This is a genomic window from Faecalibacterium sp. Marseille-Q4137, from assembly GCF_017377535.1.
Taxonomy (GTDB): Bacteria; Bacillota; Clostridia; order Oscillospirales; family Ruminococcaceae; genus Faecalibacterium; species Faecalibacterium duncaniae.
Genome location: NZ_JAFREK010000007.1, coordinates 45,465 through 70,900, shown reverse-complemented (window position 1 = coordinate 70,900; position 25,436 = coordinate 45,465). Strand labels below are relative to the sequence as shown.

Annotated in this window: 26 protein-coding genes and 3 pseudogenes; 15 read left to right on the top strand and 14 right to left on the bottom strand. The window is 50.1% G+C overall.

All coding sequences use genetic code 11. The features are described from left to right. Positions 1 to 63: 63 nt before the first annotated feature. Positions 64 to 864: a PD-(D/E)XK nuclease family transposase gene (locus J3353_RS04765; RefSeq protein ID WP_097791167.1), complete on the top strand. Its 801-nt coding sequence runs from the start codon at positions 64 to 66 to the stop codon at positions 862 to 864. A gap of 626 nt (positions 865 to 1,490) precedes the next feature. Here J3353_RS04765 and J3353_RS04760 read toward each other — a convergent pair. From J3353_RS04760 to J3353_RS04695, 14 genes and pseudogenes are all read right to left on the bottom strand, one after another. Next, positions 1,491 to 3,371: pseudogene (locus J3353_RS04760) on the bottom strand (VirB4-like conjugal transfer ATPase, CD1110 family); the annotation flags it as partial. Further along, the gene (locus J3353_RS04755; RefSeq protein ID WP_207684288.1) at positions 3,343 to 3,708 is read right to left on the bottom strand and encodes a PrgI family protein; all 366 of its coding nucleotides are present in this window, start codon (positions 3,706 to 3,708) and stop codon (positions 3,343 to 3,345) included. The gene J3353_RS04755 and the pseudogene J3353_RS04760, both read right to left, overlap by 29 nt. Positions 3,709 to 3,721: 13 nt before the next feature. Next, positions 3,722 to 4,588 carry a VirB6/TrbL-like conjugal transfer protein, CD1112 family gene (locus J3353_RS04750; protein ID WP_097773636.1) on the bottom strand — a complete coding sequence of 289 codons (867 nt, stop codon included), beginning with the start codon at positions 4,586 to 4,588 and terminating at the stop codon, positions 3,722 to 3,724. A gap of 213 nt (positions 4,589 to 4,801) precedes the next feature. Then, positions 4,802 to 4,885 (bottom strand): annotated as a pseudogene (locus tag J3353_RS04745) (Maff2 family mobile element protein); the annotation flags it as partial. A gap of 91 nt (positions 4,886 to 4,976) precedes the next feature. Continuing rightward, a pseudogene (locus J3353_RS04740) lies at positions 4,977 to 6,362 on the bottom strand (recombinase family protein); the annotation flags it as partial. Positions 6,363 to 6,448: 86 nt separating this feature from the next. Continuing rightward, positions 6,449 to 6,844, bottom strand: a complete 396-nt coding sequence (locus tag J3353_RS04735; RefSeq protein ID WP_050618475.1) for a recombinase family protein — start codon at positions 6,842 to 6,844, stop codon at positions 6,449 to 6,451. Next, complete coding sequence (locus J3353_RS04730; RefSeq protein ID WP_147561306.1) at positions 6,841 to 8,448, bottom strand: recombinase family protein; 1,608 nt, start codon at positions 8,446 to 8,448, stop codon at positions 6,841 to 6,843. Before J3353_RS04730 ends, J3353_RS04735 begins: the two co-directional genes overlap by 4 nt. Continuing rightward, positions 8,449 to 10,155, bottom strand: a complete 1,707-nt coding sequence (locus J3353_RS04725; protein ID WP_207684287.1) for a recombinase family protein — start codon at positions 10,153 to 10,155, stop codon at positions 8,449 to 8,451. 15 nt (positions 10,156 to 10,170) lie between these two features. Next, a complete protein-coding gene (locus J3353_RS04720) occupies positions 10,171 to 11,805 on the bottom strand; it encodes a recombinase family protein (protein WP_207684286.1) in 1,635 nt (544 codons plus the stop codon). A gap of 214 nt (positions 11,806 to 12,019) precedes the next feature. Continuing rightward, positions 12,020 to 12,262, bottom strand: coding sequence for a DUF6870 family protein (locus J3353_RS04715; protein ID WP_050005989.1), 243 nt, complete (start codon positions 12,260 to 12,262; stop codon positions 12,020 to 12,022). Between the two features lie 511 nt (positions 12,263 to 12,773). Then, positions 12,774 to 13,256, bottom strand: a complete 483-nt coding sequence (locus tag J3353_RS04710) for a hypothetical protein (RefSeq protein ID WP_147561313.1) — start codon at positions 13,254 to 13,256, stop codon at positions 12,774 to 12,776. A gap of 208 nt (positions 13,257 to 13,464) precedes the next feature. Continuing rightward, a complete protein-coding gene (locus tag J3353_RS04705; protein WP_005934741.1) occupies positions 13,465 to 13,707 on the bottom strand; it encodes a hypothetical protein in 243 nt (80 codons plus the stop codon). Beyond that, the gene (locus J3353_RS04700) at positions 13,707 to 14,435 is read right to left on the bottom strand and encodes an ImmA/IrrE family metallo-endopeptidase (RefSeq protein WP_008816141.1); all 729 of its coding nucleotides are present in this window, start codon (positions 14,433 to 14,435) and stop codon (positions 13,707 to 13,709) included. Before J3353_RS04700 ends, J3353_RS04705 begins: the two co-directional genes overlap by 1 nt. Further along, positions 14,432 to 14,758, bottom strand: a complete 327-nt coding sequence (locus J3353_RS04695) for a hypothetical protein (protein ID WP_005934743.1) — start codon at positions 14,756 to 14,758, stop codon at positions 14,432 to 14,434. Before J3353_RS04695 ends, J3353_RS04700 begins: the two co-directional genes overlap by 4 nt. Positions 14,759 to 14,961: 203 nt before the next feature. Here J3353_RS04695 and J3353_RS04690 point away from each other — a divergent pair, with 203 nt between their 5' ends. The 14 genes from J3353_RS04690 to J3353_RS04625 all read left to right on the top strand — a co-directional run bounded on the left by J3353_RS04690 (position 14,962) and on the right by J3353_RS04625 (position 25,260). After that, positions 14,962 to 15,390, top strand: a complete 429-nt coding sequence (locus tag J3353_RS04690) for a helix-turn-helix domain-containing protein (RefSeq protein WP_005934745.1) — start codon at positions 14,962 to 14,964, stop codon at positions 15,388 to 15,390. 140 nt (positions 15,391 to 15,530) lie between these two features. Beyond that, positions 15,531 to 15,995: an ImmA/IrrE family metallo-endopeptidase gene (locus tag J3353_RS04685; protein WP_242700854.1), complete on the top strand. Its 465-nt coding sequence runs from the start codon at positions 15,531 to 15,533 to the stop codon at positions 15,993 to 15,995. A gap of 24 nt (positions 15,996 to 16,019) precedes the next feature. Then, positions 16,020 to 16,844, top strand: coding sequence for a hypothetical protein (locus tag J3353_RS04680; RefSeq protein WP_147561317.1), 825 nt, complete (start codon positions 16,020 to 16,022; stop codon positions 16,842 to 16,844). Between the two features lie 33 nt (positions 16,845 to 16,877). Further along, positions 16,878 to 17,183, top strand: coding sequence for a carboxylate--amine ligase (locus J3353_RS04675; RefSeq protein WP_147561320.1), 306 nt, complete (start codon positions 16,878 to 16,880; stop codon positions 17,181 to 17,183). After that, positions 17,183 to 17,869, top strand: coding sequence for a hypothetical protein (locus J3353_RS04670; RefSeq protein ID WP_147561322.1), 687 nt, complete (start codon positions 17,183 to 17,185; stop codon positions 17,867 to 17,869). The genes J3353_RS04675 and J3353_RS04670 overlap by 1 nt, the downstream gene beginning before the upstream one ends. A 6-nt stretch (positions 17,870 to 17,875) precedes the next feature. Then, complete coding sequence (locus J3353_RS04665; RefSeq protein ID WP_207684284.1) at positions 17,876 to 18,355, top strand: flavodoxin; 480 nt, start codon at positions 17,876 to 17,878, stop codon at positions 18,353 to 18,355. A gap of 33 nt (positions 18,356 to 18,388) precedes the next feature. Next, entirely contained in the window at positions 18,389 to 19,045 is a 657-nt protein-coding gene (locus tag J3353_RS04660; RefSeq protein WP_004851532.1) for a hypothetical protein, read from the top strand. Between the two features lie 37 nt (positions 19,046 to 19,082). After that, a complete protein-coding gene (locus tag J3353_RS04655; protein WP_008816147.1) occupies positions 19,083 to 19,292 on the top strand; it encodes a hypothetical protein in 210 nt (69 codons plus the stop codon). A 19-nt stretch (positions 19,293 to 19,311) separates the two neighbouring features. Further along, positions 19,312 to 20,355, top strand: coding sequence for an O-acetyl-ADP-ribose deacetylase (locus J3353_RS04650; protein WP_207684283.1), 1,044 nt, complete (start codon positions 19,312 to 19,314; stop codon positions 20,353 to 20,355). A 5-nt stretch (positions 20,356 to 20,360) separates the two neighbouring features. After that, entirely contained in the window at positions 20,361 to 21,893 is a 1,533-nt protein-coding gene (locus J3353_RS04645; RefSeq protein WP_008396796.1) for a hypothetical protein, read from the top strand. A 22-nt stretch (positions 21,894 to 21,915) separates the two neighbouring features. Continuing rightward, a complete protein-coding gene (locus J3353_RS04640) occupies positions 21,916 to 23,424 on the top strand; it encodes a DNA methylase (protein ID WP_117473789.1) in 1,509 nt (502 codons plus the stop codon). Next, a complete protein-coding gene (locus J3353_RS04635; RefSeq protein WP_008396798.1) occupies positions 23,421 to 23,843 on the top strand; it encodes a hypothetical protein in 423 nt (140 codons plus the stop codon). Before J3353_RS04640 ends, J3353_RS04635 begins: the two co-directional genes overlap by 4 nt. 101 nt (positions 23,844 to 23,944) lie before the next feature. After that, complete coding sequence (locus J3353_RS04630; protein ID WP_050618467.1) at positions 23,945 to 24,604, top strand: hypothetical protein; 660 nt, start codon at positions 23,945 to 23,947, stop codon at positions 24,602 to 24,604. Beyond that, entirely contained in the window at positions 24,601 to 25,260 is a 660-nt protein-coding gene (locus J3353_RS04625) for an SIMPL domain-containing protein (RefSeq protein WP_050618466.1), read from the top strand. The genes J3353_RS04630 and J3353_RS04625 overlap by 4 nt, the downstream gene beginning before the upstream one ends. The last annotated feature ends 176 nt before the right edge of the window (positions 25,261 to 25,436 follow it).

Here is a 25,436-nt window from a genome sequence, read left to right as displayed (position 1 = left end):
CTTGTAAAAAAGATTGGATTATGGTACTATGTTCTTGAAAGAAGAAAGAAAGCGGGTGAACCAATGTCTGAAAACAAAACACAGCAAGAACTGGATTTTGAACGTAAACACGAGCAGGATTTACAACGTCTGAGAGGCCTGCGCCTGATTGATGACGATTTCATGGCGGCGGTTTTTGAAGACCCTGCTTGTGCAGAATTTTTGCTTCAAATCATTCTCAAACGAGCGGATTTGAAGGTTCGTGAAGTGCATGGTCAGTACAGTATCAAGAATTTGCAGGGACGCTCCGTTCGTCTGGATATTCTGGCTGTTGATGAGCAGAATCGGGCATATAATATCGAGGTGCAACGCAGTGACCGTGGGGCAAGCGAAAAACGCGCCCGCTACAACAGCAGCCTGCTGGATGCAAACCTCACTCATTCTGGCAGCAATTATGATGCCTTGAACGAAACATATATTATCTTCATCACGGAGAACGATGTGTTAAAGGCTGGATTGCCGATTTACCACATTCATCGTATGGTAGAAGAAACCGGTGCAGTTTTCAACGACCAGTCACATATCATCTATGTGAACTCTCAAATCAAGGATGAAACTGCCCTCGGAAAACTGATGCATGACTTTTTCTGTACCGATGCAAAAGATATGTTCTATCCGGTGCTTGCAAATCGGGTACAATACTTTAAGCACGATGCGAAGGGAGTGGCAACTATGTGCAGAGCAATGGAAGAAATGCGTAAGGATGAACGAATCGAGTGTGCTTTGGAGATGCTCGCAGATGGAATGCCTTATGAAAAGGTGGCAAAGTATTCTAAATTGTCTATTGAAGAAGTCAAAGAACTTGCCAGCAAGAAATCTGCCTGATAAAATAAAATACTGTTATGTGCCGAGTAATGGAAGAAATGCGTGGAGATGAACAAATCGAGTGCGCTCTCGCCGATGGGGTGCTTTGTGAAAAGGCGGCAAGGTATTCTAAAATGCCTTTTGGTAAGACATTTTATATGATGCATTTGATAATATAAACGTTCTATGGCAACATAAGATATAATTATCTAGATTTTAGAGCGATTATTTTATGTGAAGAAAGCGACGAATGTATTACTCTATTAGCAGACAGACACTCATTTATGTGAGTGTAGGGTGGGTGCCATGATGCATTGACTTACGGTTGTTGTTCACTTCGGGTAGGCGTCAGTTCGTCTATTTGATTCTCTGTTTTGAATGCTGAGTTCCTATTTGAATCCACAGTGACAAATAGGAGGTCTAGTATGAACATCGTAAACATTATCTCTTTCTTATGCGGTTTATTTGGCGTGTTTGCATTTTTCTTTGATCACAGTGATTTGAAAATCACTTTGGGATGGAAGGCATTATGCATTGTTATTCTCGTCATTTTTATCGTAATTGGGGTGGTTTTCGGGCAAAACAGGCGTTAATGCATCTGGCAAGTGGGTCTTTTCAACTGGATGACTTTCAGTTTGTTTTAATATTAGAATGCGGTTATTGACGTTCACGTTAGTGCGATGATTGAACAGGTTCAGGGAGCCTTTCACATAGATTTCCAGAGCCGTGGCAACATGGTGGGCTTCTTTCTCGTCCTGTTGGAGCAGGGCATTGTACAAGTCCTCAAGGATGGGCATATTCTCCGGGCAGGGGTCCTCAAAATATTTGCGGTAGATCAGATGCACACAGCGGTCGATGACGGTTTTCTCCACCGGCAGCAGCCCTTCTTTGCCGCCCACCACCAGTTCACACAAAGAAAGAATAAAGTCAGCTTTCAGGGAAAGCGGATTATCTTCCTCCGAATAGTTGGCATTGATGTCCATAGGGTTGATGAACTGGGTGCTGTTGGGGCTGATTTTGATGACCTGACCTTTCAGCCGATTCACCAGCGGAGAATACTCTCCCTCAGGATCATTGACAATAATATCATCGTCCGTCACCAGAAAGGCGTTTGCAATTTCACGCTTTGCCGAGAAACTTTTGCCAGAACCGGGAGTGCCGAGAATCAAACCATTGGGGTTTTTCAGCTTCTTCCGGTCCACCATAATCAGGTTGTTGGACAGGGCATTCAGCCCATAGTACAGGCTCTCTTTGCCGGACTGATACAGTTCCTGTGTGGTGAACGGAATGAAGATGGCCGTGCTGCTGGTGGTCAGCCCTCGCTGAATTTCGATCTGACAGTCAGCCAGCGGCAGGCTGCTCATCAGCCCCTGCTCCTGCTGAAAGTCAAGGCGGCACAGGTTGCAGTTGTGTTTCTGGGCAATGGAACTGGCCTGAAAAACATTGTTCTCCAGTTCCTGCTCCGTGCGCCCAGTGTTCAGCACCAGAAAGGTGACAAGGAACATTCTCTCGTTCTGGCTCTGCAATTCCTTCAAAAGTGCCTTGGCATCTCTGCCGTAGGTTTTCAAATCCGACGGAAGAATGTCGATATCATAACCGGAACGGATGGCTTTTTTCTGTTCCTCAATGGTACTACGGTCCAGTTCGGTGATGGTGCGCTTGACGGTTTTGATGGCACGGTTCTGGTCAACAGACTGGATGTGCATGGTGACGATCTGGGACGAATCCATGTCCAGAAAATCCTTCAAAAGTTGGTCGCTGATGTCGGATGCCATGATGCTCAGAAAGCTGGCAGCGCAAAAGATGCCGCCCATCTGGAAGGTGCGGCTGTTCTTGAAGGCAAAGGCGGTGGGCGCAATGGCATCCTTCACCGAAAGCCCGCTTTTCACAAGGTCTTTCCAGTCGAAATGAGACTTGCTGGCACCGTCCATATTGAACATATCGTGCATGAGCTTCAGCCGCTGGGCACCGTTCAGGGGCTTTGCCTGCACCCCCAGTCGGTGAAAGTTGTTCAGCAGGTCATTCTGGATGTGGTCCAGCCGGGGCTTGACCTGCGCCATGCTTTCGCCCTCCACGCCAAAGGTGATGAATTTGGTCTTGGTCAGACCATTATTGCCCTTGGCAAGCTGCTGGCGCAGCATCTGGGAATACTCCGCACGCACATCATCGAAACCGTCCTTCTGGAACGGAATGCGGATGCTCTTTTCAAACTCGGTGCTGTCGGTTGCCATGTTCACAAAGGACAGTTCAAATTTGATGCTGGAATCAAAGAAGTTCAGAAAACTGCACCATTCCTCAAAAATCGCAGTCCTATCCTCCTGCTGGGCGAGCTGGTAATTGATGTCCTGATACTGGATGGTGCGGGTGTAGTAGTTGGGCTTCACCCGGCAGGTGCCATCCTCAAACATCCGCTGCATGGGGATGGACTGCTGGGCGGTCCGGGGAACAGCAGGCTTTGCGTTCTGCCTGCGCTTCTGCGCAGACTGCGGCTTGTTGTGCTTACCGGTTTTTTTCCAAAACGGGATCATGGGTCATGCCTCCCTTCATCAAAATCGCATAGTAGTTGTTGGTCTTGTAGGGGCGAATCTTCGGGCGGAGAAACCGGGACTGCACATAGTACGACAGCAGCTTTTCCATGGGCTGACCGTTCTTTTCGTACATTCCAAGGAAGAACGCCGGCAGCATCACCGCCATCATGCCGAGGGTGGCGGCAGTGTTGCCGCCGGAATCTCGGAGAACAAAAAACAGCGGCACTCCAATGAGAGCCGCTGTGCCAAAGCAGACAAGCTGCCGTTTGGTCAGGTTGAATGCGACCTTCGATTTTACTTTCGTCAGGTCACGGGGAACGGAAATATACGCAGCCAAGTAAGCACCTCCTTTAGTGCGCTCCGAGGACGGATTTCGTCACGGAGCTGGTCTTGAACAGGCTGAAACAAAGCAGAACGGTATAGCCCACAATGCTCCAAATGGAGTTGATGGCATCCCCGGAAATTGCCACGCTCTGGATCAGCACGGCATAAATTGCCACGCAGATGAGGATGAGAAAGCCTTGAAAGCCCAGCGCAAACAGGCATTTCAGGTAGTTCTGCCCCATGTGCGACTGCTCGTGGTTGCCCCATGTTGCCATGGGGATGGGCGCAAGGCTTACCATGCAGTAGATTTCAATCATACGCCCGTAGACGATCACAAAAATGATGATGCTCAAGATCCGCATAGTGATGCCGATGAAGAAACTTTGCAGGAATAGCCCGAACAGGGGGCCTACGTCCATCTGCATCAGGCTGGCTTCCAACATCGACAGGCCAATGTCGTTGACACGGGTGTTTCCGGCAATGATGCCGCTGGAATCGGACACTACCTTCTGGGTGATGTCGAACACCGCCATCACAATATCGAAGGTGTTGCTGATGAGCCACACCGAAACAGCGGTCTTAAAAATCCAGCGCATGATGAGGGCAGGCTCAAACTGCGCCATGTTGTTGTGCTGGGTGATCATCTCTATCAACTCGTAACAGGCGATGAAGGTCAGGATGATGCCTGCAATGGGCAGCACCACATTCCGAGAAAGAGCTTCGATCATCGCAAAAACGCGCGGCTCAAAGCTGGAGGGTTTGGTGCCCACCTGCTGTGCGATGTTGCCGACCTGCGTGTTCACATCGTCGAACAGACCGGAAAGGTTTGACATAATGCCTGCCGTCAGGATGCCTTTGATCCAATCGGCAATGGCTTTGAGAACGGTTTCCATTCAGCATTCACCGTCCTTAGCTGAAGTGGTTGATGAGGGTCTTGAGCAGGTTCAGAAGAAAAATAATGTGGGTCAAAAACTGCATAGAAAACACTCCCTTTCAGTTATCAGGTGGATATTCGATGCAATGCGCTCCTTATTATAAAGGGCTGTTATCCACAGCAGAGATGGAGCGATTGCGTATGTACAGGCGGGAAACCCCGCCTGCGGCTCTTAGCCGAACAGACCAGACAGCAGAGGAATGAGGGTGATGCCCACCAGAGCGACACCGCCGCCAGCCATGAGCTGTTTCATACCCAAATAGGTGTAGGAAAACGGCTCGATGGCGGGCGGCGGCGTGTCAAGAAATATCTATGGAGTTTTTAAGAACCGCCCCGGCGGGGGCAGGTCAGGCCGTGACCTGCTCCACCTCCGGGATGGGTTTGAGATTGAAATGAATTTCGATAGAAATGTGTCTTGTCTTTTCGCTGTCTATGCTCTCATGGACAACGATTTCTTTAATCAGGCGGTTAAGGGTGGCGGCGTCCAGTTCCGTGATGTCGGCGTATTCCTGAATGGCTTCTACCCACTGGCGGGCGTCACACGCAAGCCGGATTTCATCGGCCAGCTTCTTCCGGCCTTCCTCAACCTTTGCTTTCAACTCGGCCTGTTCCGCCTGCGTCTTTTCCATCAGCAGATTGAAGTTCGCTTCGCTGATACGCCCGGCAACCATATCCTCATACAGCCGCAGCACCATCTTTTCCAGAACGTCAATCCGTTCCTCGTCTTTGGTTAGGGAACGCTCCAACGCTTCCCGCTGGCCTTTCTGCTCGGCTTCGCAGGTGTCGGTCAGCTTCCCGGCAACGGCTTCCCCGTCCATCAGGGCGGCTCTGGCGCACTCCCGGATTTTGTTCAGCACAAGGCTGTAAAGGGTGTCGTACTCAACCCGGTGCTGGGTACAGTGCTGTTTCCCGTAGGCGTTGTAGGTCTTACAGGAATAAATCTGCTTCGGGTGCTTGTCGTTGGTGTAGCGGATCGTCAGCGACTTCCCGCACTCGCCGCACTTGATAAGCCCCGCAAACAGGCTGATTTCCCCGGTCTGGCGGGGGCGCTGCCGGGATTTCAGCTTGCGCTGCACGATGTCAAAGGTCTTGCGGTCAACAAGCGGCTCATGCTGGTTCTCCACTACAATCCAGTCCTCCGGCTTCTTCTCCCCGATGGTGCCGATTTTGAAGCGGTATTCCTTCTTCTGGGAAGCGATAGCGCCGGTGTAGACGGGGTTCATCAGGATGTCCTTAATCACGGAGAAGTCCCACATATACCGCCCGTTGACCGGGTCTTTCTTTTCCCACTTGGTTGACACGTTCCGAAAGCCCCGCACCCGGTTCCAGTAGGTCGGGCATGGGATTTTTTCTTCTTCCAGCCTGCGCCGGATGTAGTTGGGGCCGTGTCCTTCCAGCGCCCACGCAAACAGACGCCGGACAATGGGAGCCGTTTCCTCATCAATCAGCAGATGGTTTTTGTCCTCCGGGTCTTTCCGATACCCGAAAGGGGCAAGGCAGCCGGTAAACTGGCCTTTCTGCGCTTTCAGCAGATAAGAGGAATGAACCTTCTTGGAAATGTCCTTGCTGTACATCTCGTTGAGGATGTTCTTGAACGGCGCTATGTCGTTGTTGTCCCGCATGGTGTCGATACCGTCATTCATGGCGATATACCTCACGCCGTGGCGGGGGAAGAAATCTTCAATCAGGAAGCCGGTCTGCAAGTAATTCCTACCCAGTCTGGACAGGTCTTCTTGTGTCAAGTAGGGACTAAAAAAATTTTGAGAATTTACAAGCCGTTCATAGGTGGACAACCACCCGTGAACGGCTTGCGTTTTCTCTACGCTCTTGTGCCGTTCTTTGTGCGACGCTTCTTATACGCCGCCGCAAATGCCTCCAACATCGGAGTGACCGGAAGCTCGTTGTCAGGCTTGGACAGATACTCGAACCGGATGCCGTTCTCCCGGAACTTTCGCTCAAACCTCATGAAAGAGGAAGTGTCCCGGCTGATTCGCGAGGTGTCGCGGGTGAGGATCGTACCGATGTCCTGACGCTTGGCTTCGTTCAGCAGGAAGTTCATGATACCTTCCGTATGGACGCCGGAGATGCCGTCTGCCGCCACAGCAGCAGCCACCTCATAGCCTTTGTCCTTCGCATAGCGTTCCAGCTCTTCCCGCTGGTCTGCTGCCGCAAGCTGATCCGCACAGGCAACGCGGATATAAAGAAATACTTTCATTTGGCTTCTCCTTCTGATGTAGTGAGGAAGTCCTTGAACTTCCAGACGATTTCTATGTTGTCAAGATCGTAAATGTAGACCGCAGAAATGAATGCGTGGGTCAGCTCATAGGTCAGAGCTTTGCAGTCGGCGTACTGTTCGCAGACCGCATCCAGCTTTTCATCTGAACAGGCGGTCTCGGAGTCAAGCTCCTTCATCCGCTCGTGACTGCGCTGGATTGCTCCATCGTTTTCAGCAATCTTCACATCCGCTGCCGCCTTCTGCTGAATGTACGCCTCCTTCGTGATGCTTCCGGCTGCATACTTCTCGTAGAGCCTCAGCTTGGACGCCTTGTGCTGCTCGTTCTGCTTTTGCAGAGTGCGGATTTTATCAGCACATTCCTTGATGGCAGATTTTCGCAGATCACCGACTTCGCGGTTCTGTATTGCTTCCTTCTGTGCCAAAGCAAGAAACTGAGTAAGGGCATGGAAGACAACCTTCTCAATATCCATTTCCGGAAAGCTCCTGCCAACCGGACAGTCTGTGTTTCCGTTGTTGACCGAGTGAATGCACTGGAAGTATCGAATGCCAGCCTTGTTCTTTCGGCGTGTCATAGCACGTTTACAGTTACCGCAGCGGACGAGTCCCTTGAGCGGATAGTCATGCTGCTTGCGCGTGGGATTCCGTCCTCCGCCTCGAATGACCTTCTGAGCAAGCTCAAAGTCTTCCTTGCTGATAATAGCTTCATGCGTTCCTTCTACGATAATCGGCTCATTGACAACACGCTTTTTTGAGCCGACACCGCAGGACTTCATTTTGCGGCTGACCAGTGTTCCGGTGTAAACAAGGTTTTTGAGGATGTTATAGACCATCACGGTTTCCCAACTGATTTTCTCGCTCATGTTACTGAACTTCTTCTTGTCGGGATGCTTGCTCTTGAAGTATTGCCCCGGCGTCGGGATGCCTTCATCATTCAGGCTGCGGGCGATCTGAGAGGTGTTGCTGCCTTCCAGCGCCTCGCGGAAAATACGACGGATCACATCAGCCGCCTCCGGGTCTACGGCAAGTTTGTTCCGAATGGTGGGATGCAGGACGTAGCCGTATGGGGCGTAGCCACCGACATACTTGCCCTGCTTCATCATCTGGATTTTTGCCGATGTGGTCTTTACGGAAAGGTCTTTGCTGTATGCGGCGTAGATGATGCTGCGCATAACCACTTCCAGACCGCCCGTTGTGCCTTTGTAATCGTCGCTGTCATAGCCGTCGTTGATGGAAATAAAGCGGACGCCCATGAATGGAAAAGTGCATTCCAGATAGTTTCCCGTTTCAATGTAGTCACGAGAAAAGCGGGAAAAGTCTTTGACGCAGATCAGATCGATTTCGCCGCGCTTGACCTTCTCCATCATCTGCGTGAACTGAGGACGGTGAAAGTTCGTGCCGGTATAACCGTCATCCGCAAACTCAGACCGCTGACAGTGAGACAACTCCGGATGATTGTCGAGAAAGCGATTGATGAGCATACGCTGGTTGCCGATGCTGTCACTTTCCGCCTTGCTGCCATAGCCGGTATCTTCATCAGCCATTGAGAGGCGGATGTAGATGCCGATGTTGTATTCCTTGCTCATTTACATCGCCTCCTGTACTTCCTTGATACTCTGAACGGTCAGAGCGTAAATATCGCCGTATTTCATGACCAGCTCGATTGAGCCGTCCTCATGGACTTTCACAAGCTCTACGGACTCGTCAACTAACTCCTGAGAGAGCATCGTTGCACCGCTGACGGATTTCATCAGCGTGAGCCACTTGTTGTCCTCGGACATTGCCTCGGCAAACTTTACCTTCCGCTGAACCGCTTCATCCAACCGCCGGGAAAGGTTAGCATACTGCTCATCGTAGGCTTTCTTGGCAAAGACGTATTCCTCTTCATCGAGAATGCCTTCTGTGAAGTCCTCATAGAGCCGAGTACGCTTCTTGGAGATGCCGCTGAGTTTCAGATTCAGGCTTGTGATGAGCGCATTCTGCTGATCGCGGATGCTGCGTTCGCCTTCACTGTTTCTCAGTTTGGCAAGCAGCTTGTCGTAATTGAGAGCCGCCTTGACTTGAAGCTGGATCGCCGCAAGCACATCGGCTTCGAGCTTATCCTGCCGCGTATAGTGCAGCGTACAGAGGTTGCCGCGCTTGACGGATGAACTGCACTCATAGAAGGCGTACCATGCGCCGTCCTTGCGCTTGTCAACGCGCTTGCGATGGAAGTAGAGCTTTTTGCCGCAGTCTGCGCAGACGATTTTGTCTTCAAAGAGATTGATCAGCGTAGCGCGGATTTCTTCCGTGCGCTCCATCTTCTCAACCCTTGTCCTTGCAGCAGCGTTCCGCATTTCTCGTACCTTCTGGAAGTCCTCACGGGAGATAATCGCCTCGTGAGTATTGGGAAAAACAATCCATTCCTCACGGTCAATGTGCTGATTCTTGACGCCCTTGTAGATGGCGTTCAGCGTCCGTCCGAGAACGGTATCTCCGACGTAATGGGGATTATCCAGAATGGTAGTCAGTGAAGATTTGTTCCAAATCTTCTTTGCCGTAGCATTGCCTGTGCGGACGCCGACCTGATACTTCTGAAACTCCGGATTGGGCGCGTTCATTGCATCAAGCCGGTCTGCAATCGCAGGAAGAGACAGCCCTTCAATCTTCCATTGGAAAATCTTCCGGACAATCGGTGCGGTTTCCTCATCGAAGACCATATTGCTGTGTTCTTCATCCCAGCGATAACCATACGGGAGATTGCGCTTCTTGAACTCTCCACTTTCCATCTGTGCCTTGAGCGCAGTAGAAACCTTGCGGGAGATGTCCTTCGAGTAGAGGGTGTTGATCATGTTTTGTAGAGGGATGATGAGACTTTCGCCGGAGCCGTCCGCATCAAAGTTATCGTAGTTTTCCTTGATGGCGATAAACCGAAGCCCGATCTGCGGAAAGACCCGTTCCAGATAGGTTCCTGCCTCGATGTAGTCACGCCCGAACCGGCTGAGATCACGAACCACAAGGCACTTGATCCTGCCGGTGCGGATGTCGTTCATCAGACGGTTGAACTCCGGTCTATCAAAAACCGTACCCGTTCGTCCGTTGTCCACATAGGTATCTATCAGATTCAGGTAGGGACGCTCTGCAATGTAGGACTTGCAAATCTCAATCTGATTTGCGATGACATCCACCTTTTCAGACTTGCCGCTGTTTTCAACGGAAAGACGGGCATAGATGGCTGTTGAGAAGACCTCGGAAGAGACAGATTCGATAACCGGCTCTTCGACTGCAATTTGTTTTCTGCTTTTTCTTGCCATTTGCTCATCCCTCCTTTATACGGCAATATCCAGTTCATCGGCATAGCCGAGAACGTATTCAAGCGTCTGCTGGTATTCGTCCCTGTATTTGAAGACAATTTCGATTGCATGGTTTTCGTGAATCAGAATGCGGTCAACAAGGGACATCAGCACACGGCGGTTCAGCTCTTCGACGTTTTCATACTGCTTGAAAAGCGTTACCCAGTTTCGTTCGGTTGTGCCGGTTGTCACCGTCTGCTTCATTTCTTTTTTGACCCGCAGAAGCGCGTCCTGCTTGTTCTCAATGGTTTTGGTGTAGCTGTTGCGGAACTCAAAGTATTCCGATTTATCAATGACGCCGCCGATGAAGTTCTCGTAAAGCCCCAGCTTGAGCTTTTGATACCGCTCAATCTCTTCCTCGATTTTTGCAATCTGGGCTTCGCAATTGAAAGCCTTACGGCTCTGAGACGGAAGCCGCTCTATCATCGCAAGCGCGTGTTCCAGATTGATGACAAGCTCGATCTGGTCATGAATAGCACGGAAGACCTTCTCTTCAACCTCTTTTGCGGCGATGCTGTGCGGGCTGCACGTCCGGCTGTGCTTATTGGTGGAGCAGACGTAGTAGATATACTTTTTTGTCTTCGACGGGACGGTCTTGCGGATCATTGGCTGCTGACAGTCTCCGCAGAACAGGAAGCCGGAAAACAGATGCGCCTCGTCCTGATCGGGTGAACAGCGCATATCTCTCTGCATCATGACCTTGACCGCCATGAAGTCCTCGTAGGAGACAAGAGCTTCATGCGCATTTTCAACCTTGACCCATTCGGATTCATCCTTGCTTTTCACGACGCGGACTTTGTAGTTGGGAGTGCCGCGCTTGCCCTGAGCCAGAACGCCGATATAAACCTCGTTGGTGAGAATACGCTGGACGGCTTTGTATGTCCATTTTGCGGTATCGCCGGTTTTGAAGACGGTATCAAACTTCACACCGGCGGAATGCTTGTATTCCATTGGGGACAGGACGCCCATCTGGTTCAGACGCTTTGCAATGCGCCCAATGGAGAAGCCGTCCTTGTACATGGAAAAGATCATCTGCACATATTCGCTGACCGCTTCATCCACGATGAGCTGGTTTTTGTTCTCCGGCGATTTCATGTAGCCGTAAGGTGCGAACGAGCCGACAAACTCACCGCTCTTCTGCTTGACTTCCAGACTGCTTCGGATTTTCATGGAGATGTCCTTGCAGTAAGAATCGTTAATCAGGTTTTTGAACGGGATAACAAAGGAGTCGGACTGCGGATCACCGGTCAGACTGTCATACGCATCATTGATTGCGATGAAGCGTATGCCGAGCTGCGGGAATATCTTCTCAATGTAACGTCCGCCGTCGATGTAGTTTCTTGAGAAGCGGCTGAGATCCTTGACCACAATGCAGTCAAGCGCACCCTTGCGGATTGCCTCTTCCAGCTTTTTGAACTGAGGACGATTGAAGGAAACGCCGCTGTAACCGTCATCCACAAACGGCTCACAGACAAGCTCCAAATCCTCATGTCTTGCGATATAGTCCTCGCAGATGGCTCTCTGGCTGGCGATGGAGTTGCTTTCTACTTTGTCTCCATCCTCACGGGACAGACGGCAGTAGATCGCCGTGCGGTAAACCTTGTCTGGCATAAAAATAACCTCCGTTTTTCTGTTTGGTGTGGTACATCAAATCAGAAAGACGAAGGCTTGCTTCAACTCTTATGAAGAGGAACACGAAAACGCCACATGACCATCAAGGCAAGCGGCTTAATCCGTATTCTTCTTTTTTTGACCGATTTCATTATACCACAGGCTCAATCGCTTGTCCATAGAACCGGGTGAAAAGATTCAGACTGTTCATAAATCAAAGACCTCTCAGATAGTGTTCCAGACAATCTTCCATTGTCGTGTCCGTCTCGGCGAAGCTGATCTTCACCACTGTCTTCCCGTCCAGATAACAGTAGGGATTTCTGATCTGCTTGATGAACTCCCTCAGCCTGTCCTCTCGCGGTGCCGCAGGATCAAGCCGGATGCTGCTTCTCTGAACGAGTGTGCTACGGTCAACCGTTTTCGGGCTGACGTTTTTCATTGTTTCAATGCCCATCATATTCTAAGCACCTCCTGTTTCGTGGAATTATTCAGGACAAAAGGATATGGCAGAGCATCTTGTGAAGACACTCTGCCACATAGTTTTCATCCTGAAACTATATAGTAAGTTTCTTTTGGGTTTGTTTCATTGTCCGGCATATTTGCAGCTCGCGCCCCTGCCAGAAGAACTTTGCAGTTCCGGGAATGCTGCGGACTACCAATGGTCAATCGGTATCATGGGACTCTCACCCCTCCGAGGATCGCTCCGAGCCGCCCCTTCAAAGAAAAGACGGAAGTATCATTATACCCGGCATCTGCATCGTCGCAAGCAGCCGCACCACACGACTGTTATAGCTCTCCGGTGGTCGCTCACTCCCTTTCGGGAGGTCTTGGCGTCGGAAGCTGTGTTGCTTCGCAGAAGCGGAAAGATCCGCAGCACTGAACTATTCAGTTTTCAAGGAACAGTGAAGTGGTCTGATTGACCCTTTCACTTTACAACGGACATCTTTTTGCCGTTTGTTGAGTACCGCTCAAAAAAATTTTTGAAATTTTTTCTGCACCGCTGCTTTGAGGTCAAATGCAGCTCTGATGCCGATGCCTTTCCTTCGGGCAAACTCTCGAAGAGTCAGTCCTTCACGGGTCATCGCAAGATACAATTCGCGCTGCTTCTCGGTCAGAATGGAAAGAAGCTCCTTCTCTTTGAGGGCGGTGATCAGTTCCTCCATGCAGTCGCGGGAGTCTGCCAGCCATGCAGCGGACTTCACATCGTCCTCCGGCATAGCGTCGAGAGACAGTACAGAATCAGAAGACTTTTCTGCACTGTCCTCATCCTCGGAGGTGCTGTCAGAGCCATACGAGCGCCTGATCCGCTTTTCCTCTGCGCGAAGGATTCTCATAACCTTGCGGTCAACCTCGGAAACTTCGCCGGTTCGTTTCACGCGCACCATGCACTTGCCGTCCTCTGTAGTCCAGAGGTCGTAATCGAACGCGATAGGGGTCTTAGGGATTTTCATTGTTCATCCTTTCCGCTGCGCGGGAGCAGCGGGAAGGGTGAAGACAGAAAAAGAGCCGCATGACGGTGAGGTTTGAATCCCATGCCGATAAAACAGAGTAATTACACTCTGTCTCATGCGGCATTAGGATGACTTCACCTATCAGGCGGCTCCACAGCTCAGCTATGACATATATTTTATTTTAGAACAGAGGCTTGTCCTCCGGTTCTTACTTGGTACGCGGGCGCAGTCTTCTCATGTTCAGCACATCAAAGACTGTGATCCGCCCGCATTTCTTGCACTTGGATTCTACATGACCCCTCGTGTCCTCGTAGACAGCAATGGCATTATGCTGACAATAGGGACATTTCAGGTATCGGGGCTTCTGCTGGGAAATGGCAACTCTTGCCCTGCGGATTTTTTCGATCAGCTCCGGCGTCGGTTCCTGAACCCGAATAGATGCTCTCTTCATTACCACACCTCCAATGGGTCAACATACTCACTGAATGGACGATCTACCATGTAGCCGAGCTGACGAAGACGGATAGACGCCGTTGTCTTGGAGACACCGAACAACCGGCAGAAAAGGCGCAGCGTTAAGTGATCACCATACGAATACCTCCCCTCGTAATTGATCAGCGGCGTTTCTGCAAACCGACGCATTGCCAGGTCAACCTCTTTTTGAGGAAGCAGGATCGCCGCGCCCAAGACATTTGCTTGCCACTCGTTCCAGTCCTCGCGGGTTTTCAGCTCTCGCGGCGTATAGGCTGTCCGTGCGGAATATTTCATTTCGCAGGACGCCTTTACCTCTTCCGATTCCAGTTGGAAGAGAATCTGATGGGCGCACTCGTGGGCAAGGGTAAATCTGCGCTTGGCGCAGAGCCGCTGCACGTTGCCGGATCGAATGAAGCTCTCGTCCAAGATGACCTGATTACGCTTCAAAGCCAGTGTGCGCGTAATACCAAGTTCCGTGATCTTGTACTCAGTGTCGGCATAGGCAGTGACACCGCAGATGCTTCCGTCCGGCGAGAGACGGGCGAATGATACGCGAAGACCGAGATAGTTCTTTGCAAACTGATCAATGGGTGTTGGCAAAGCTGATCGGTCGGGCTTGTCCGCCTCATCCCCGAAAAAGAATCGGTTGAAGTCCTTCGTTGTTGAGGCTGCAATTTCTTCAAGTTGGCGCTGGGATAAAATCATGAGCAGTTGTCCTCCTTTGCTTCGACGAACCACTTGTCTCCTTCGTGGAAAAGAAATGACTCCTTTCCGCGAATCTGAACTGTGTAACGGATGCCTCCGCCCCCAACCTTTTTGGATGTGGCGCGGCATTTGTATAGAATCTGGTCGATTTGAAAGATTACACCGTTGTCCCACCAGATAAGGCGAGGGAGGATTGCCCCCTCCTTGTCCACATCCAGCGTAACCGGGACGTATGCTTTTCTGTACTGTGTAGCCATTTCTGTTTTTCTCACTCCTGTTCCCTCATACCGGTGTATGCCGGTACGGATGATCTTCGGCAGCATAAATGCCTGTCCATTTGAACTGCTCAAAAGATGTAACTTTTTCGTGTACAACTACTCATGCCCCTTGACAGGATGAGCAATTCAGGATATACTATGAGTAGTTGGATTGCTCAGTCATTATTATACGCACTTCAAGTGCCTTTGTCAATAGACTTGCGCAATTTGATGTCGCAAACTTTTTGTGAACAGGAGTGATTACCAAAATGACGTTTGGAGAGAAATTCAAGGCTGAACGGGAGAAGCGGAAGCTGACCCAGCAGGAAGTAGCCGATGCACTGGGGATCAACAGGCGTATGATTACCCGGTACGAGAACGGCATTTCCTTTCCCCGTACCAAGGACGCTTACAGAAAAATCGCGGAATACTTCAAGGTGGATGTGAACTATCTGCTGACCGAGGACGAAGAGTTTGTGGTTCAGGCATCCGAGCAGTACGGCTCCCGTGGCATGAAACAGGCAAAGGACCTGATTGAAGGGATGTCCGGCTTGTTTGCGGGCGGTACGCTGTCTGAGCAGGACAAGGATGCGGTGATGAAGGCGTTGCAGGATATATATTGGGAATCCAAAGCCCGGAATGTTGAGAAATACACGCCGAAGAAATACAAGAAGACCGGTACGGACGCAGAGGAATAACTGTCTGCGTCTCGGTTTCTTGACGGATTTACTTTGACTGTTTTCAACATGAAAGGGGTGAAGGTCCCGTGATAATTCGCTCCGAGGAAATATACAAAAAGGCGAACAGCATTGTCAAAAGCTGTGGAACAAGAGATACCTTGAAGATTGCCCGTGAGCTGGGCATTCATCTCCATTTTCTTGACAATCTGAACGATCTGCTCGGAATGTACACCTACCGCCATAAAGAGCGGCATATTCTTCTGAACTCCAACATGGAGTATCTGATCATGCAAATGGTTTGCGGTCACGAGATCGGGCATGATACCTTTCACCGTGAGCTTGCCAAAGGAAACGAACCGCTCCCGGAGTTCGTGCTGTTCGATATGCGCACAAAACACGAATATGAGGCGAATGCGTTTGCCTCACACATGATCATTGACGATGATGAGCTGATTGACCTGATGAAGCAGGACTACGATGTGGTGCAGCTCTCGGCTGCAATGGGAACAAACATCAACCTGATGCTGATCAAGCTCAACGAGCTGAACCGCATGGGCTGGCAGCTCAACTTGCCTTATGTACCGCACTCTGACTTCCTGAAAAATGTCAGACCGGAGGGTTGAATGAGGATGAAGGATAGTAATTAGATGAACGATAACGACTATAAAGAAGCCCTTTTCTATGCCGCTTCCATCTTTAACGAACGCTTGGGGGCAGAGTTCAGCGAGGACAACCTTGTGCTGTGCTGCTTTCAGACGGAAAACCAGCAGGAAGTCTTTGAGCAGTTCTGCAAGCAGTATTTCCCTGACCGGCTGGAAGACCGATATACAGAGGACGGCTATTTTGACTTTCACGCCTCTGCATTCGTCGGCACAGGAGACGGCGCGGACGGAATCCTTCTGCGCACAGACATAGCGCGTCATCCGGCAGAGTTGAAACACATTCTTCTGCATGAGCTGGCGCATATCTTCTGCACCCGCAACGAGATTGACGGAGATAATTTCTTTGAGCGATACTGCATGGACGATACCATAAGCCGCGAAGAGGACGGAACCATTAACGCCGGTTATGCAGTCTGGCGGGAACTGATTGCGGAGCTGATTGCATTTGAGCTGGATGACAACTGCGATGTAATTCCGATTCGACGCAAGAAAGACCTACTCAGCTATTACGAAGGAGAACTCCTGACCGGCAACGGAAAAATGGGTGTCAGCATGATTCTCTGTGAGGCAATGACCAGTGCTGAGGGCGAAGCGTCTATGACATGGGACGCTGCCAAAAGCAAGTTTACGCGGTTCAAGCCCTTTGATGATCCACTGTACAGGGACTTGATGGAACTGGTTTTTACACACGTTAGAGAATACTTTATCGTAATCGACCGCGACTTTATCTATGAAATTGGAGTTTTGTATCTGAGCATTGCCGCACAAGCGATGATTGCGTCCCTAAAGAACAGATTTCAGGAAGAATAGGCAGACCGAAAGAGAGAAAGGACGGGCAACGATATGAAATATAAGCTGTTTCGCTCCCCCGGTAATCTGGACAAGGCAGTCCAGAAGCACGAACTGGTTGCCGTGGAGACCGGCAAGAACATTGATGATGTGGCAGACGCGCTTATCCGTGCTGTTCGGGATGATCTTGCGGAAATGCCGGAGTATGCGCACTGCGAAACCGCTGCGTATGCACCGGAGCCGGTTCAGGAGCATCGCCGCGTAAGACGTTATCAGTATGAGATGATGGGTGTTGTTTACCCGCAGTATGCGGAGAAGAATATCCTGATTGATTATGGCGTGATTGAAGAGGCGGAGTAATGTCAAAGAGATATGCCAGACAACTACATAGTGCAGATGGTTTGATTGCAGCCGTCGAACAACACGGCTTTCTGCCCTTCTTTCGGAACGAGATTCACGGCTTCTCCATCGAGGAACTTTGCCCACCTGAGTTATGGTTTGCGGATGATGTAGATGGTCCGTGGGAATGGAAAGGACCGGCTGCGCGGAGCGGCAAATGTCTTTACGGCAAACTTTTCAACAAGAAGGCTGGATTTGTGAGCCGGGAGTGGATTCCGGACTTTGCGAACTTCCGGCGTGACGGCTATGACTTTGACGCCCGTTGGGATGACGGCTTGGCGTCCTACAAGGACAAAGAGCTTTATGAAGCCATAGCCGGTGAAGGCAGGATGCTTTCCAAACGGCTGAAAGAAGCTCTGAACTACCGCAAGGGCGGCAACACCGGTTTTGAGACGTGCATCACGCGGCTGCAAATGCAGAGCTATGTCTGCATCGCGGATTTCGTCTATATGCAGGACAGATATGGAAGACCTTATGGCTGGGGTGTCGCAGAGTATGCGACGCCGGAAGAACTTTTCGGGTACGACCTTATCACATCTGCATATCAGCGAGACCCGCAGGAATCCAAAGAGCGCATGATGCAGCATCTTTCCTCCATCCTGCCGGGTGCGTCTGTACAGCAGCTTACGAAGATATTGAAAGGATAAAACACCATGAGCAAGAAACTTGTAGCATATTTTTCTGCGTCCGGCGTGACCGCAAAGGTTGCCGAGACGCTGGCAGAGGCAATCGGCGCGGACATCTTTGAGATTGAGCCGAAGGTGCCTTATACGGAAGCCGATCTGAACTGGATGGACAAGAAAGCCCGCAGCACGATTGAGATGAACGATCCTGCTTCCCGTCCAGAGATTGCCATAAAGCGGGACAACATGAAGGACTACGACACAATTTTTGTGGGCTTCCCGATCTGGTGGTACGTTGCGCCGACGATTATCAATACGTTCCTTGAGAGCTATGATATGACCGGCAAGACGATCATCCCGTTTGCAACCTCCGGAGGAAGCGACATTGGCAAGACGAACGAACGCCTTGCGCCGAGCTGCAAAGGCGCAAAGCTGATGGACGGCAAGGCTTTCAAGGGCTGCGTCGGGCATCAGGAGCTTGCGGCGCGGGTTGAAGGACTTGGACTTTAAGGGGCAGACAAATCGGAATTTGTGAGGGTAATTATGATAAATTTTTTGAATGATATAAGGAATGCAGAAAATCCAATATCCAATAATAGAAAACTTATAAATACCATAGCGATATTGTTTCTCGGAATAGCTTTGGGAACTTTCTCAAAATATCTGGATTTTCGTCAAACTGAACTTCCAGGTGTGCTTATGGCAATAAATGGAGTCTTAGATATTGGTAATTTTCTTGGGCGTTTTGCAATCTGGATATTGATTGCACTGTGTATTTCTATTTATAGCAATTCTGCAATAAGAGCAAGCATCAATGTTTTTGTATTCTTTGTTGGTATGGTTGCAAGCTACTATTTGTATTCAAACTATATTGCAGGATTTTTCCCAAGAAGTTATGCGATGATTTGGTTTGGATTTACAGCTGTTTCTCCATTATTGGCTTTTGTCTGTTGGTATGCAAAGGGGAAAAGCAAACTGGCATTTATACTATCAGCGCTGATTTTGGCAGTATTGTTCAATATGTGCTTTGTATATGGATGCTGGTATTTTAATGCAAAATCTGTTTTGGAAGTGATAGTCTTTATTATTGGACTTATTGTTTTGAGGAGAGACACATTGAGGAGTTCTGCGCTAATGGGAACGATTAGTATAGTTCTTGCAGTTTTACTTGATATGGTTATTCCATTTCATTTTGGATAAACAACTTCCAGTTTAACGAACAGGAGATGATGAACGCATGAAAATCCTACATGAACTTTCTTGGCTATGGGAAACGCTGGGCATTGCGCTTGTTGCTGCGGCTGTCTGCATGGCTTGCACTGCTCTGATTGGCAAGGCAGCGAAGAAGAAGCTCGACAAAAAGGTGTTGGCAGTCGTAGGGGTAGCGGCATTTGTGGGCGCGATTCTGGCGGTCATTCTGATCGCCCGGACACCGATGCCGCTTTGATAGGACGGAGGATAGAATAATGCCGCTTCAAATTGTCAGGAATGACATCACAAAAATGAAGGTGGACGCCATCGTCAACGCTGCCAACGAGTCGCTGCTGGGTGGCGGCGGTGTGGACGGCTGCATTCATCGTGCTGCAGGACCGGAACTGCTGGCGGAATGTGAAACGCTCCACGGCTGCAAAACCGGGAGCGCAAAAATCACGAAGGGCTACAAGCTGCCCTGCAAATATGTCATTCATGCTGTCGGTCCGCGCTGGTATGACGGGCGGCATGGTGAGCGCGAACTGCTGATCTCCTGCTATCAGACTTCGCTTATGCTGGCGAAGAAATACGGATGCGAGTCGGTTGCGTTCCCGCTGATTTCCTCCGGCATTTTCGGCTATCCGAAGGATCAGGCTCTCAAAGTGGCGATTGACACCATTAGCAGTTTCCTTCTTGAAAACGAAATGACGGTGTACATCGTCATTTTCGACCGCAAAGCCTATCAGATCAGCGGCAAGCTGTTTGCCGACATTGCTTCATACATAGATGACCGCTATGTGGACGAACATACCGATAGTCGTTCCGAGCGGCTGCGCAGGATGAACGCCTTCCGGATGGAAGAACCCATGCCTTGCGAGGCATCCGTTTGTGAAGAGGCAATCGAACAGCTCATGCCTCCCGTCTCTGCGGCGGCTGCCCCCAAAAAGGCGGCAACCCTTGATGACGCGCTGGGACAGATCGACGAGAGTTTTTCCGAGATGCTTCTGCGAAAGATTGATGAGCGCGGCATGACGGACGCGCAGTGCTATAAGAAGGCGAATATTGACCGGAAGCTCTTCTCGAAGATCCGCTCGGACAAGTCTTATAAGCCTTCCAAGCCCACGGTCATTGCGTTTGCCATTGCCCTTGAGCTGCCGCTTGTTGAAATGAAGGATATGCTCATGAAGGCTGGCTTTGCGCTCTCCCACTCCAACAAGTTTGACATCATCGTGGAGTATTTCGTGGAGCATGGGAACTATAATGTCTTTGAGATCAACGAGGCTCTGTTTGCCTTCGACCAAAGTTTAATAGGAGCATAAGGTCTATGGATAAAGTGTTTCAGAAATTTTTGCGAAGTGGTATTGACCTTTCGCCCGTAGGGGTGGAGCGTCGTGAAGATAACAACCCATACTTTTGCACGCCAAAAGGTGCATCTATTTTTGGCTGGGCGGGTGTGGACGGCATCCACTTCTGCTTTGTTCGAGACTTTGGCGGTATGGTATTTTCCGTCAGTCCCATGAACTCGGCTCCGGATTTTGTTCATCCGCTGGCAAACGATTTTGAAGACTTTCTGAGGTTGCTCCTTGCTTGCAGTGATTCGGCAGCGCTGGAACAGGCGTGGATGTGGGATAAAGCCCAGTTTGAAGCCTTTTTGCAGGACAACCCTCCAACGCAGGATCAGCAAAGAACGCTATCAGAGCTTGCTGAGAAAATGAAATTGACGCCTATGGAACAGCCGTGGGTATACATCAAAAAGCTGCAAGCATCTTTTGATTATAGTAAGATCAAGTACACCGAGGACTATTATGATGTTGATATGAACCCAGAAGCAGAACCGACCATGCCTGAGTGGAAGGTCTACTTTGAGGGAAACTTCTGGGGACATTCGGGAAAAGACCATGCCGGAACGGAAATCCGGTTGAATAAGCAATTTGACTGGGCGAGGCATCATTGGGTTATTCCTGCGGCGTATTCTTGCAGCAAGGGACTCGTCATGGACTTTTGTATGCGTACCCCGGAAGAAGACATTCGCAAGTTCATAACTAAATGGGATTTACACCCCGAAAACGACTCCTGCGAATACTTCACGCAGGAGCAGCAAATGCAGATAGATTTAGACAATCCACTTTGCCTTGACTTTATTCCTCGTTTGGAATTGAACGGGAAAACAATGCTGACCTCCCACGGCTGTTCCGTGGTCTTTAATCCATGTTTGCCAGACGGGGTGATCAATGAAGCGGAAGCAAAGTGGGCATTGGAACACTATGATTTGGATACATCCTATGGATGGATGATTTTTCGGGCAGCTTTTCCGTGGACAAGCAAACGCCGTCCTGAAATAAAAGCCCTCTCCCTTACAATGGAGCAGCAGTCGTGTCGTGTCCCGGGACCACATTTCAAGGCACACGCTCCCGGTGATTCGTTTTCTTTCCTCCATCCGGTCAGTGGAAAAAAATACACATTGACTGTACAGGAATTAGAGCAGCAGACAATTTCCGAAAAGCGTTACGGTTCTGACCGCTGGTTTTATCCTACGCATTTTACTGCTATGAGCTATACACTTTCTCCTGAACCTGACAGCGATGTTACGATCTGTGATTGCGCTGAGGGGGACAAGCCTTTGGAAATTGCGCCATGCTCTGACCGCTATGCACCAGAGGCACGAAACGATATTGCTTGTATCGGCATTATCGGCGGAGCGGACGGTCCAATCGCAATCGTGTGTGGAGACAGCTCAAAAGAAAAACTTCATGCAGTTTGTTCCTCTCTACACTTTGAGCCGGTGGAGGGTGATATTGAATGGCGTATCGTATTCAACATTAAAAGCTCCAATGAAATGTCATTAGGGCTGATCTAAGAAGAAAGCGGAGGCAAAGAAGGTGAAACAACACACTTACATCGCAATCGACCTGAAATCCTTCTACGCCTCCGTGGAGTGCCGGGAGCGCGGCTTAGATCCTCTGGACACAAATCTCGTCGTTGCGGATGAGAGCCGGACGGACAAGACCATCTGCCTTGCCGTCACGCCCTCCCTCAAAAGCTACGGCATTTCCGGACGCGGGCGGCTGTTTGAAGTCAAGCAGCGCGTGAAGGAAGCAAATGCCGGACGGCAGCACGACGCACCGGGACGCAGACTGGAAGGCTCGTCGCACTTCTTCTCAGAGCTGCAAGCAGATCCGTCTCTGGCGATTGACTTCATCATCGCGCCGCCTCGGATGGCGTACTACATGGAGTACAGCACCCGCATCTATCAGGTCTACCTCAAGTATATCGCGCCGGAGGACATCGTAGTCTACTCCATCGACGAGGTGTTCATGGACGTGACGGACTACCTGAATACTTACAAGCTCTCGGCACATGACCTCGCCATGAAGATCATCCTCGATGTGCTTGAAACAACCGGCATCACAGCAACCGCAGGAATTGGCACGAACCTCTTTCTCTGCAAAGTGGCAATGGACATTGTAGCGAAGCACATCCCCGCCGACAAAAATGGCGTCCGAATAGCCGAACTGGATGAAATGAAGTTCCGGCGTGAGCTTTGGGCGCACCAGCCTCTCACGGATTTCTGGCGCGTGGGTCGAGGTATTGCCAAGAAACTTGAGCAGAATGGGATGTTCACAATGGGCGATGTTGCCCTCTGTTCAGAGCGGAACGAGGACTTGCTTTACAAGCTGTTCGGCAAGAATGCGGAATTGCTCATCGACCATGCGTGGGGCTGGGAGCCTACGACCATTGAAGCGATCAAGGCATACCGTCCCAGCTCCAACAGCCTCAGTTCCGGTCAGGTATTGCACTGTCCCTATGAGCCGCAGAAGGCGAAGCTGGTTGTCCGGGAAATGACGGACTTGCTTGTGCTGGACTTGGTGGACAAGGGGCTTGTCACCGATCAGATGGTTCTCACAGTTGGCTACGACATTGAGAACCTGACCGATCCTGCACGACGGGCAAAGTATCACGGCGCGGTGGGGAAAGACCCCTACGGTCGGGAGATTCCCAAACAGGCGCACGGCTCTATTAACCTCGACGGTCACACATCCTCTACCCGCAAAATAATGTGTGCTGTGTCAGAGCTGTTTGACCGGATCGTGGACAAGAATCTGCTTGTCCGCCGTATGTATGTTGTAGCAAATCATGTCCTGCCGGAAGCGGACGCGCCGAAGAAAAATGACGGTGCTGTCCAGCTTGACCTTTTCACTGACTATGCTGCCGAAGAGGAAAAACAGAAAGCCGAGGACGCCGCCTTGGAACGTGAGCGGAAAATACAAGCCGCCACGCTTGCAATCAAAAAGAAGTACGGAAAGAACGCCATCCTCAAGGCGATGAATCTTGAAGAAGGCGCAACCGCGAAAGACCGCAATGCGCAGATTGGAGGGCATAAGGCGTGAACGGAAAATACGACGAGATCATGGGACTTCCTCATCACGTTTCCAAAACGCGACCACAAATGCCGATGTCAGATCGTGCAGCGCAGTTTGCACCCTTTGCCGCCCTCACCGGCTATGATTCTGCAATCAAGGAAACCGGACGTCTGACCGACGAAAGGATTGAGCTTGATGAGGGAGCCTTGACCGCTTTGAACATGAGGTATCAGCTTCTCATGGATGCCCTTGATGAAGAGCCGGAGGTTGAAATAACCTACTTCAAACCTGATGAGCGCAAAGCTGGCGGTGCGTATGTAACTGCAACCGGCGCAGTCATAAAGGTTGATGACTTTGAGCGCCTAATTACCATGCAGGACGGCACGAAGATTCCGATGGATGACATCCTAAGCATTGACGGAGAGCTGTTCTTATCCTTAGAATAATGTCGCTTGCCATGCGACCAAATGAAGTGAATACCGAAGTACAATATGACTGTAAGGTGAGACACCAAGCAGTCATTTTTTTATATACGGAGGTACAAAACATGAGAAAGAACATGACGGAGATCGTATTCATCCTTGATCGCAGCGGCTCTATGAGCGGACTGGAAAAAGACACCATCGGAGGATTCAACTCCATGATTGAAAAGCAGAAAAAAGAGAATGGCGAGGCATTGATCTCTACCGTTCTCTTTGACAACGTGAGCGAGGTTATCCATGACCGTGTGCCGGTTCAGAAGGTGGATCCGATGACCGACAGGGACTATTCCGTTCGCGGATGTACTGCCCTTCTGGATGCTATCGGCGGAGCAATTCATCACATTGGGAATGTCCACAAGTACGCAAGAAATGAGGATGTCCCTGAACATACGCTGTTCGTCATCACAACGGACGGCATGGAGAATGCAAGCCGCCGTTATGACAGCGAGACAGTTAAGAAAATGATCGAGCGGCAGAAGGAAAAGTACGGCTGGGAGTTTCTATTCCTCGGCGCAAATATTGACGCAGTTGAAACGGCAAAGCACTTCGGTATTGGAGCAGACCGAGCGGTCAATTATCACTCTGACCATAAGGGAACGCAGCTCAACTATGAGGTTCTGAGCGAAGCGGTTTCTGCTGTCCGTTGCAGCGTACCACTGGGTACGAATTGGAAAAAGCGTATTGATGAGGACTTTAATTCCAGAAAGGACGGGAGAAAGCAATGAGAACGATCACCGTAAAAGGGACAGGCAATGTCTCCGCAAGACCGGATTACATCATCCTCTCCTTGAACATTGAAACCTTATCTAAAACCTATGACCGTGCAATGTCGGAAGCTACCGAGAGAATCGAAAGACTGCAAGGTGCCGCAGTCTGCGTTGGGTATCACAAAGAAGACTTGAAAACCACGAGCTTTGATGTCCAGACAAGGTACGAGAACGTCAAGGATCGGCAAGGAAATTACAAGCGAGAGTTTGTCGGATATGCTTGCAGCTATCGCTTGAAACTTGCATTTGACTTTGACAGCAAACAGCTTGCAAAGATCATTTCTGCGATTGCGGATTGCGGTGCAAAGCCGGAACTCAGTATCGCATTCACTGTAAGAAACCCATCAGCGGTCAGCGAAAAGCTGCTGATCAGCGCGACGGAGAACGCCAGAGCGAAGGCGGAGATTCTTTGCAAAGCATCAGGCAGTACGCTTGGGCAGTTGCTCAACATCGACTACAACTGGGGCGAACTCAATGTTTTTTCCAGAACAAGCTACGATGTTGAAGACTGCATTCAGCCTCTCATGGCGATGAGCAAGTGCGCCGCACCTGAGATTGAGCCGGTTGATATTGATGTGACAGACACAGTGGCTTTCACATGGGAAATCCAATGATTTTTTGACTTTTTTGAAATCCGGTACTCAACAAACGCCCTTTTTGTGTCCGTTGTAAAGTGAAGGGACATTTCACGGAGGAATCTTCGGGGAATACGATTTTGGGAGATTAGCAAGCAAATCCGGTGAGTACCCACCGGAGAAAAATCAGTTAAGGAGACCCTGCCCTTAACATC

Coding starts and splice junctions, on each gene's coding strand:
- J3353_RS04765 (WP_097791167.1), top strand. CDS start 64: ATGTCTGAAAACAAAACACAGCAAGAACTGGATTTTGAACGTAAACAC.
- J3353_RS04750 (WP_097773636.1), bottom strand. CDS start 4,588: ATGGAAACCGTTCTCAAAGCCATTGCCGATTGGATCAAAGGCATCCTG.
- J3353_RS04735 (WP_050618475.1), bottom strand. CDS start 6,844: ATGAAAGTATTTCTTTATATCCGCGTTGCCTGTGCGGATCAGCTTGCG.
- J3353_RS04730 (WP_147561306.1), bottom strand. CDS start 8,448: ATGAGCAAGGAATACAACATCGGCATCTACATCCGCCTCTCAATGGCT.
- J3353_RS04725 (WP_207684287.1), bottom strand. CDS start 10,155: ATGGCAAGAAAAAGCAGAAAACAAATTGCAGTCGAAGAGCCGGTTATC.
- J3353_RS04720 (WP_207684286.1), bottom strand. CDS start 11,805: ATGCCAGACAAGGTTTACCGCACGGCGATCTACTGCCGTCTGTCCCGT.
- J3353_RS04715 (WP_050005989.1), bottom strand. CDS start 12,262: ATGATGGGCATTGAAACAATGAAAAACGTCAGCCCGAAAACGGTTGAC.
- J3353_RS04710 (WP_147561313.1), bottom strand. CDS start 13,256: ATGAAAATCCCTAAGACCCCTATCGCGTTCGATTACGACCTCTGGACT.
- J3353_RS04705 (WP_005934741.1), bottom strand. CDS start 13,707: ATGAAGAGAGCATCTATTCGGGTTCAGGAACCGACGCCGGAGCTGATC.
- J3353_RS04700 (WP_008816141.1), bottom strand. CDS start 14,435: ATGATTTTATCCCAGCGCCAACTTGAAGAAATTGCAGCCTCAACAACG.
- J3353_RS04695 (WP_005934743.1), bottom strand. CDS start 14,758: ATGCTGCCGAAGATCATCCGTACCGGCATACACCGGTATGAGGGAACA.
- J3353_RS04690 (WP_005934745.1), top strand. CDS start 14,962: ATGACGTTTGGAGAGAAATTCAAGGCTGAACGGGAGAAGCGGAAGCTG.
- J3353_RS04680 (WP_147561317.1), top strand. CDS start 16,020: ATGAACGATAACGACTATAAAGAAGCCCTTTTCTATGCCGCTTCCATC.
- J3353_RS04675 (WP_147561320.1), top strand. CDS start 16,878: ATGAAATATAAGCTGTTTCGCTCCCCCGGTAATCTGGACAAGGCAGTC.
- J3353_RS04670 (WP_147561322.1), top strand. CDS start 17,183: ATGTCAAAGAGATATGCCAGACAACTACATAGTGCAGATGGTTTGATT.
- J3353_RS04665 (WP_207684284.1), top strand. CDS start 17,876: ATGAGCAAGAAACTTGTAGCATATTTTTCTGCGTCCGGCGTGACCGCA.
- J3353_RS04660 (WP_004851532.1), top strand. CDS start 18,389: ATGATAAATTTTTTGAATGATATAAGGAATGCAGAAAATCCAATATCC.
- J3353_RS04655 (WP_008816147.1), top strand. CDS start 19,083: ATGAAAATCCTACATGAACTTTCTTGGCTATGGGAAACGCTGGGCATT.
- J3353_RS04650 (WP_207684283.1), top strand. CDS start 19,312: ATGCCGCTTCAAATTGTCAGGAATGACATCACAAAAATGAAGGTGGAC.
- J3353_RS04645 (WP_008396796.1), top strand. CDS start 20,361: ATGGATAAAGTGTTTCAGAAATTTTTGCGAAGTGGTATTGACCTTTCG.
- J3353_RS04630 (WP_050618467.1), top strand. CDS start 23,945: ATGAGAAAGAACATGACGGAGATCGTATTCATCCTTGATCGCAGCGGC.
- J3353_RS04625 (WP_050618466.1), top strand. CDS start 24,601: ATGAGAACGATCACCGTAAAAGGGACAGGCAATGTCTCCGCAAGACCG.